Raw genomic sequence first — 8,867 nt, 5'->3', positions numbered from 1 at the left:
TTCAGCTTGCCAATCTCGCTGTACAACAGTTCAGGTTCTCGATGTGCCGCGATCGGTGTAGGACCTCGCTTTCCTTCAAAGAGCGTTTTTGCCTGCTCTTGAAGTTCCTTCTTCCAATGCCCAACCGTAATAGGGTGGACCCCAAATTCTTGCCCTATCTCGTTGAGCGTTTTTATCCCTCGCAATGCCTCCAGAGCTACCTTGGCCTTGAACTCGGGAGTATGGAACTTTCTCTTCTTTCCTTCACTCATCTTTTCCTGTTCCTCGGGATTGCGTCTAGCTTAAACTACTGTCTTAAAACTGGGGTCCACTATAAATCGTCGGCAATCGACTAGATGAATGAGACGATTTTGTTGTGAGCAGTAAAATCCATAGTGCTTCCTATATGAAAATCCAAGAAAATTCCAAAAAATCACCGCATCTGGACAATCAGGTTTCCACTAACCGTCCAGGCTGTCCAGTTCTGTCTTGCCGAGCCAGTAGCAGGCCAACGGCGCCGGGACCTTGGCAATCCGTGCTGGGACTGTGCCGCTTTTAGTTGTAATGTCAAAGGGGAGAGAAAGGATGGAAAAACCCTGAATATCCTTGGTGATGATGTAGCCACGCGATGCCTTGCGCGTCTCGCAGAACTCCGCCAGTCCTTTCACATCACCGAGCCCGGTGTTTTGGGCACGATATTTGACTTCGAAGGGGATTACAAGGTCTTGCACCTCGGCAACAATATCGACCTCTCGGTCTCGCTTGCCGCGCCAGTAGGAGAAACCGACGCTCAAGGCATAATAACGAGCGAAGACGTGTTTAAAGAACGCTGTTTCTACGGCTACGCCGAGGGCTGTCGGGTCTTCCAGCAGCGTTGTTCCCTTGAGCAGTACCGAAGGGGCGATGGCGGGGTCGGCCAGATAGACCTTGTAGCGGGCGCGCAGGATCTCCTTGCCGTAGCCGAACGGCGACAACTTGTAGATCAGATGGGTCGACTCCAGCAGGTTGATGAAATTGTTGACCGTCGGCTTTTTCAGCTCCAGATCCCGACACAACGCCTGCATATCCAGCAGGCCACCGCCGTGCAGGCAGAGGTAGAGAAACACCTGTTCCATCTCCAGCACATGCCGGACACCAAAGAGCGCCGTCATGTCGCGCTTCAAGACCTTGTCGACGATATCTTCCCGCAGTAGTTTCTGGGCGGCGGTGATGCTTTCGATCAGGGCACTTTCGGGGAAACTGCCACGGAGCAAATATTCGTGGAAATGGGCGACCATCGACGCGCCATCTGCCGACACCGTGGCAAACTGCGCCGGTGACCAGTCGAAGAGCTCGGCCAGGGAACGAAGATCAGGCAGCGATGGCACCGGTATCTTTTTGAGATGCAAATACTCATAAAATGAGAGGGTGGAAAGGCGCAGGGTATGCCAACGGCCGACGCCTGATTCCTGCCCTTCTGTAACCAGCGGTGTGGCCGATCCGGTCACGGCGATGCGCCGTTTCTTCTCGAAATCAACCTGTAACTTGAGCCAGGTCTGCCAATCGCGGACGGTCTGGATTTCATCGAGAAAGAGATACTCAGTCCCGTCAGTTTCCGGCTCAAACTCGCGCCACAACTTGATGAGTCCGTCCAGACCGAGCAGTTTCTGGAAGTGCGCGCCAGATAGCCATTCTTGCCAGCGAATCGGCTCTCAGTATCATATGCTCACGTTGTTGCGGAGATGGCGGGCACAGTTCGACCGTTTGCGAGAACGTATGGCCATCCGCTGTTTTGATATCACAAACAACGGTGCCTGTCGGTTGCTCGCTGAATCTGGCGAACGCATGAATCGTGTCGCCGGTGAAAGCGGGGCCGAGCTTGCTGGGGATGGTTTGGTGAGGTGGTTGTGGCCAGCGCACGGAAACCTGGGCACGAGGCAAAAAGATCCGCTTGAAATGGCGGACGATTTTTCGCTCATCTCTTCGTTGGGTACAACCAATTCGCAAGCACCGCCGGTCATATCTGCCAGGCGGCGTAAAAAGCCTTCCAACACCGCACTGCCGACCCCGACCGCAAACACGCGGTGGTTCGATACTCCCATCAATTCGAAGATCTCTTCCTCCTCCCAGATTTCTCCATCGGTGATCAACAAGATACCCTGGAGGATGGCAGGGCCGGTCAGATCGACCGTAGTCTGCAGCGCATCGTACATTTCAGTGCCGCCCAGGTCCGCCTCAAGATTGCGGAGGCGGCGTCGGACCTTGGTGATGGCGTCTTTGCCGGCCGGCTCCTGGTGATCGAAATAACCGCGGCTGGTGCTGCCGAAGACGACGATATTGAAAAAATCCTGCGGTAGTAAGGCTAACCTTAGAGGCAGGAATGAATTTTCTGGCTTCTACGGCCAATCTTAGTAACCCTGCATATGAAGTTGAGGTGCTTGAGTGAATATGCGACTCCCGGTATTGAAGATGTGAGGAAATATCAGATATCCTTCGGCAGCTTCGTATGCACGCAATTTCTTCCGCTTCTCTTTGCTTCGTAGAGGGCCATGTCTGCAAGGCTCACATATCCTTCCGGTAGGCTCTTTGCATGGGGAACGAATGCCGTCACTCCAACACTGACGCTCAGCTTGCCACTCTCGGCAGCCGCATGCTCTATCTGTAGCCCGGTGATGGCATCTCTGATTCGTTTGGCACTGGCCAAAGCGCCTGCAAGAGACGTTTCAGGTAGAATGACCCCAAACTCCTCACCTCCGTATCGTGCTACCACGTCGCCTGGCCGACGGAACAAAAGAGAGATGGTGCGGGCCACCTGCTGCAGGCAATGATCGCCCTGCTGATGACCATAGGTGTCGTTGAATGACTTGAAATGGTCAATATCGATCATCATTACGGCCGTTGTTGTCTTCCGCCTGCGAGCCCTAAGGATCTCATTCTCCAGGTGAGAATCGAATTGTCTGCGGTTTCCAATACCAGTAAGGCCATCGATCTTCGAGAGAATTTCAAGGTCGGTGTTAGCGCAGTGCAACTCGTTCATCAGGCGCGACAGCTGCTCCACGCCTTGTGTTATGGTCTGCAGCTCATTGAGTCGGGTCGGCGGCAACCTAACGACCTCTCGCGTTCCATACACCTTCTGCAGTCCATTGGCGATCGCTAATAGAGGCTTAGCCACAGCCTTGTAGAAGAGTAGCAGTAGCACAAAGAGAATTACCAGGGTGAGCCCGAAGGCGATGAAGGCGGTAGTGCGGGCAGCATCAGTTTCCTCTATAATCATAGTGGAAAAACGGGCGGCCTGCGAAACGGCCCTTGAGCTTATGTTGTCGCTCAATTCCCGCAGAATGTCGCTGGTTTCCTGCCAAAGGATTTTGATATCGTCGCCATCTGTCAGTTGGCTGTGCTCGGCCAGAAGATCTTTTTCCTCTTTCAGACGTAGCGACTCGATAAGGCGCATATTACTGAAGGTGCGTAAGATTTTATCAGCTGTATCTGGATCTCGTTCAAAAGCGGCGTCGTTGGCAAGAATCTGGGCAGCCAGTCTGGCTGAGCGCCTCTCTCCGGCATCTTCTGCGTGGAGGATGACCGCCCCATAGAAACGCAGCCGTTCGATGTTGTTGCTTAAACGCTGCTGCGCCAGAAAGATAGGCAACTGCTCATCCCGTGTGTCTTTGGCAAAGGACGCAATACGTGACATCCGCAGCCACAGCATCACGCCGGAACAACCGAGCAGAAGGCTGACCATTAGGACAAGCACCACCAACGAACGCCCCAAGCGCGGGGCATGCCAAAATGACCTGAAAAACAAGATCATCCGCGGAGTCAGTAAATGCTGAAGGGAAAGTACTGACGGTTGATGCGGTCATACGTGCCATCCATGCGAAGCTGCTCCAGCGCCTCTTCAAGTCGCCTCACAAGCTCTAGCTCGCCCTTGCGTACCGCCATGTGGGCACTGCTGGAAACATCGTCCGACGGTAGTGGCTCCCCGGCGAAATCAAAGTCTGCACCTCTTTCCGACTTTAGGAAATCAAGACAGTTTAGACTGTCAGAAAGGACAATATCCAACTCGCCGGTCGCCAGCAATTCGAAGAGCTGGTTGGTGTCATCAGTGAGCACCAGAGACGGCCCTGATGAGAAATGATCACGAAGATACTGAGCCTGCACGCAATTATTGCAAGCCCCCACGCTCATGCCCTTGAGACCTTCGTCGGTAAAGATGACGTCATGCCCGGTGCGGGCGACGAAGGCCGACCGGGAGCGATAGTAGTGTCCGGTGAAGTCGATATTTTTTTGGCGCTCCTCCGTCTTAGCCATGCTGGCAATGATGACGTCATAGTCGCCTGCAACCAGATTGTCGATCATTCCTTCCCAAGGAACAGCGATGAACGTGCATTCTCCGCCCATCTTGGCGCATAACGCCCTAGCGATATCGACGTCAAAACCGGCCAACTTTTTGTCGGAATCGAGATAATTAAATGGTGGATAGGCGCCCTCCGTGCCAATGCGCAACGTCTTCTGCGCAGTGGCGGCAGTCGAGAAGAGGGTGATCATCATCAGTGTCAACAGGAAGGTTATGAACTTCATTATATTCTCAGGTGTTTATCAAAAACAAGGTATTGCTGGTGCTCGTTACTTCACTTTATGCCTTGGGTTTACAAAACCATTTAATTACAAAAAGGTGATTCAAGTATATCGGACACAGCTGGGAAAGGTAAATGGAAAAAATTTGCAGATCTTGTTTTCGACCGTCTACGGGCGACAGGACTCTGGCGTTCAAAGATCCCCTTTCGGCATCCCGCTCCACGGTATTAACTCCCCGCACCGCCAGCATCGACTCAAGTATCCAGTACGTCCCGAGTTTTGCCGGCGAGGCTGCTCAAGGAAAATGGCTTTTGAATAAAATTAACTCCTTTGTCGAGTACGCCGCGGTGAGCGATGACATTGGCGGTGTAGCCAGACATGAAAAGCGTCTTCAAGTCAGGATAATGCTTTTTCAGCCGTTCCGACAACTCGCGACCATTCATCTCGGGCATCACCACGTCGGTGATGAGAAGCTGAATGGGCTGCTTCGCCGCGGTTTCGAGCGCCTCGTTTGGCGTGTTGCAGGCAAGAACGGTATAGCCGAGCCCCTTGAGCATTAGGGTGGTCATCTGCAGGATGGCTTTTTCATCTTCGAGCAGTAGGATGGTTTCGTGGCCTTGCCGATTCGTATGGGCCAAGGCGGGTTTCGATTCGGCGGGCTGGTCTTTTTCTCTGTAACGCGGGAAATAGATAGTGAATGTAGAGCCTTGCCCGGGTTCGCTATAGACGTTGATGAAACAATTGTTTTGCTTGAGGATACCGTATACGGTGGCTAAACCGAGTCCGGTGCCCTTGCCCCGGACCTTGGTAGTGAAAAACGGTTCGAACAGTTTATCACGGGTCTGCCGGTCCATACCGCAGCCGTTGTCAGTGATGGACAGCGAGACGAAGTCGCCGGGGATGAAATCATAATGGTTCCGGCAGTACTCTTCGTCGATGGTGGTTTTGTCGGTTTCGATCGAGATCGTGCCGATGTCGGCGATGGCATCACGGGCATTGACACAGAGGTTGATTAAAATCTGATCGACTTGGACCGGGTCCATATAGATCGGCCAGAGATCGCTACCGGGATGCCAGATGAATTCGATATCCTCGCCGATGAGGCGCCGGATCATTGATTTGAGCTTTGCTATCGCCTCGTTAAAGTCCAACATCTTGGGGGCAATCGTCTGCTGCCTGGAAAAAGCAAGCAGCTGCCTGGTAATGTCGGCTGATCGCTCAGCCGCTTTGAGCACTTCAGAAAGATCCTTGTGGAGCGGATCGTCTTCGTAAAGCTTTTCCAGCGCCATTTCGGTGTAACCGAGGATGACCCCGAGCATGTTGTTGTAATCGTGGGCCACGCCGCCGGCAAGTCGACCGATCGATTCCATCTTTTGTGCCTGAATCAGCTGTGCCTGGAGATCGTCCCGTTCCTGCTTAGTCCGTTTGTAACTGGATATATCTTCGATCATGGCCAGCATGCCGCTGACATTACCAGCAGCATCATAAATGGGTGCTGCGGAGAGGCTAACCTCGACGGGTGAACCATCTCTTCTGGTTCTTGTCTGATCGATTTTTGATAGCGTTTCACCGCGTATCACGTGCTGACGTAACCTGAAAAATTCCTCCTGCTGTTTAGCAGAAAAGAAGGGTGGTGAGTGGCCGTACACTTCATCCTCGCTCCAGCCAAAGATGCGCTGAGCAGCGATGTTCCAGCTCTGGACCACCCCTTCGACATCGGTGCTGATGATTGCCATGGGCGCTGCGGAAATCATAGCCCGCAGATATTCTTCGCTCTCTCGCAGAGCCTCCTCGGCGCGTACGCGATCGGTGATCACCTCCGTATAAACGATGAAGCCGCCGATGGCACCGTCCGGCTCAAACCAAGGAAGGCAGCTCCAGCGGGTCCATTCGATACTGCCGTTTTCACGGGGATAGGCGTCCCGCTCGGAACCAGATATTTCTCCTTGCAGGGCCTTCTGGTGGACGTCACGCCATTTCTGCGGTAGGTCGGGAAAAACCTCATAATGATGCTTGCCGATAACCTCGCTTTCGCTAACCTTGTATTGCTCCAGATAGTTCTTGCTGACGTACACATAGCGAAGGTCGCAATCATGGACCGCAATGGCGCTGTTGGCATGTTCGATAATATAGCGCAGCAATTCGTTGCTGTGCGTAATAGCCTCTTGCGCTTTTTGTTGTTCGGATATGTCAACCTTGATGGCGAGATACGCTCGTTGTCCTTCCCAATCAATCAGCCGAACTATGACATCTACCGGAAAATGGCTGCCATCACGGTGGACGTGGGTCGATTCAAATCGTAACTCGTTTTTTTCGGAGATTTGTTTGATGCGCTGAGGAAACGACGCTCTCATTTCGGGAACCATGAACTCCCTGAGGTTCCTTTCCATGAAGGTTTCTCGGTTATCGTAACCGTGCATGATGCAGGCGGCGTGATTGGCAAAGATCAGCTTACCATCGTGGTCATGTAACAAGACGGCAACCGGTGCGGCGTCAAGCATCTCGCCAAGGGCGGCAATCTGTTGTTCCTGCTGCTTGCGGGCGGTGAGATCCCGGCAGAAGCAGACATAGGTGCCGTTATCATCACCGATATGGCTGACTGAGATCTCCACGGGGAAGGTGTCTCTGTCGGCATGATAATGTGTCGATTCGAAGATCAGAGCCTGGTGATGTTTGATGTGCTCGAGGCGTGCTTTGGTCTCCTCTTCCGACTCTGTCGCGTCGAGTTCACCTATATATTTGCCGACCAATGTTTCACGAGAAAAACCGGACATGGCACAATAGGCGTTGTTGACTTCGGTAACGAAACCAGCGGCATCGATGACCAAGAATCCGTCTGCAGTTGTTTTGATAACGCTTCCGAGAAACTGCCGGCGTTCGGCCAGCTGGCGCTGAGCCTCTTTGCGCTCGGTAATGTCGTGTATGATCGAATGTAGATACTTATGACCGTCAATAGTCACCGTGCCGCTATACACCTCGACATCCTTGCAGGCCCCCGAGGCGGTTCGATGACGAAATTCGAAGTAGGTGCGGTTGCCTGCTTTGGCCTGGGCCATCTCCGAGGCGACTTGGTCGGGGGTGAGATCGTTGATATCCCCAATGTTCTTTTTTTTGAGCTCGCTGGTTGACCAACCATAGAATTTCCCCGCCGCCTCGTTGGCCTCGATTATTTTTCCCGTGTCAGGGTCGATCAGTAATTTGGCCGCGGAGTGGTGCTGGAAGATGTTTCTGAATTTCTCCTCGCTCTGCTTGATTCTAAGATCAGCGAGTTTGTGGATCCGCCGGTTTTCCATCAGCTTGCCGAGGATCGCGGTAGCGAGTGGATAGATCAGCAGTACCGGCACACTGATGTGTTTGAGCACCTCGAGTCCGGTATTTGCCGGCAGCATGAGCATCCAGGCCAACATGGCCAAATGGACGATGACGCCGAGCAGGTATAGTTCAGCAAATGAAGGTGCCTTACCCTTGTGCAGTCGTAGATGTCGCCACGCCAAACCGATAGCGCCGGAGCTTACGATAATGGCAACGCCGACCAAGACACCGTTTCCGCCCAGGAAAACCCGGAAGGTACCGGTAAACAGCATGGCCAGGAGCGTAGGAATGGTACCGAAAAAGAGCCCGGTGATGCACAGCAGAACGGAGCGGGTATCAAAAAGGATGCCTTGCCCGAAGCTCCAGGGATTGAGCATGATTGCGATACCGATAGCACCAAGAATGAAACCGATGAGAAGTTGTTGAGAAATCGAGCCGGAGCCCTTGAGGCGAAAGCCGGTAAGTTCGTAGAGCAAACCCAACGACAGCAGTAATGCCGCATTGTTGATCAGCCCAATATAGATGGCATCTTGCATGGTTACATGTTCAGATGGTTGTTGAGAATCGAAGGCCAGGGGCGGCCGTTATTGATGACTTGCAAACCTAACCGATTTGACCTCAGGTTTCACGGTTTGACATAACAAGTTAAAAATTGGAATTGGAAGGAATAAGTTTTCTTGTGTATGAAAGGATAAATACTCATTCCTGACTCCATCTATCCCATCTTGAGACGCGAAGAACCATTGAGAAGATTAACGGGTATGTTAACGGGTATAAAAAATATTTGAACAGATAATATGAATAAATATCAATAATCTAATAGATTAACTATAGTCCGACCTCCGCACCATGACACCATCAGAGACTACCCAGTATCGGCCAGCAAGCCCCGGTTTCCCGCTTTCTTTATTATCTTGCCAGCCATAGTATAGTGGACCCCAGTTTTAAGACAGTAGTTTAAGCTAGACGCAATCCCGAGGAACAGGAAAAGATGAGTGAAGGAAAGAAGAGAAAGTTCCATA

At 52.4% G+C, this 8,867-nt stretch carries 6 protein-coding genes; all 6 read right to left on the bottom strand.

Annotation, left to right across the window (positions count from 1 at the left end; genetic code table 11):
* The coding region (locus BUC26_RS21915; RefSeq protein ID WP_073379485.1) for an IS3 family transposase at positions 1–251 on the bottom strand (251 nt) is incomplete at its 3' end.
* 189 nt (positions 252–440) lie between these two features.
* Positions 441–1,595, bottom strand: a complete 1,155-nt coding sequence (locus BUC26_RS21910) for an ATP-binding protein (RefSeq protein ID WP_208609882.1) — start codon at positions 1,593–1,595, stop codon at positions 441–443.
* A gap of 81 nt (positions 1,596–1,676) precedes the next feature.
* Positions 1,677–2,294, bottom strand: a complete 618-nt coding sequence (locus BUC26_RS24600) for a vWA domain-containing protein (protein ID WP_425267091.1) — start codon at positions 2,292–2,294, stop codon at positions 1,677–1,679.
* 146 nt (positions 2,295–2,440) lie between these two features.
* A complete protein-coding gene (locus tag BUC26_RS21900; RefSeq protein ID WP_161949923.1) occupies positions 2,441–3,697 on the bottom strand; it encodes a GGDEF domain-containing protein in 1,257 nt (418 codons plus the stop codon).
* Between the two features lie 77 nt (positions 3,698–3,774).
* Positions 3,775–4,536 (bottom strand): transporter substrate-binding domain-containing protein, encoded by a 762-nt coding sequence (locus BUC26_RS21895; RefSeq protein WP_073379479.1) that lies wholly within the window; start codon positions 4,534–4,536, stop codon positions 3,775–3,777.
* 251 nt (positions 4,537–4,787) lie between these two features.
* Positions 4,788–8,381 carry a PAS domain S-box protein gene (locus BUC26_RS21890; RefSeq protein WP_073379477.1) on the bottom strand — a complete coding sequence of 1,198 codons (3,594 nt, stop codon included), beginning with the start codon at positions 8,379–8,381 and terminating at the stop codon, positions 4,788–4,790.
* Positions 8,382–8,867: the final 486 nt, after the last annotated feature.

Origin of the sequence: Desulfofustis glycolicus DSM 9705 (genome assembly GCF_900130015.1) — a bacterium.
GTDB classification, from domain to species: Bacteria; Desulfobacterota; Desulfobulbia; order Desulfobulbales; family Desulfocapsaceae; genus Desulfofustis; species Desulfofustis glycolicus.
The sequence above is the reverse complement of the archived record's forward strand: the minus strand, read 5'-3'. Positions and strand labels throughout refer to the sequence as shown.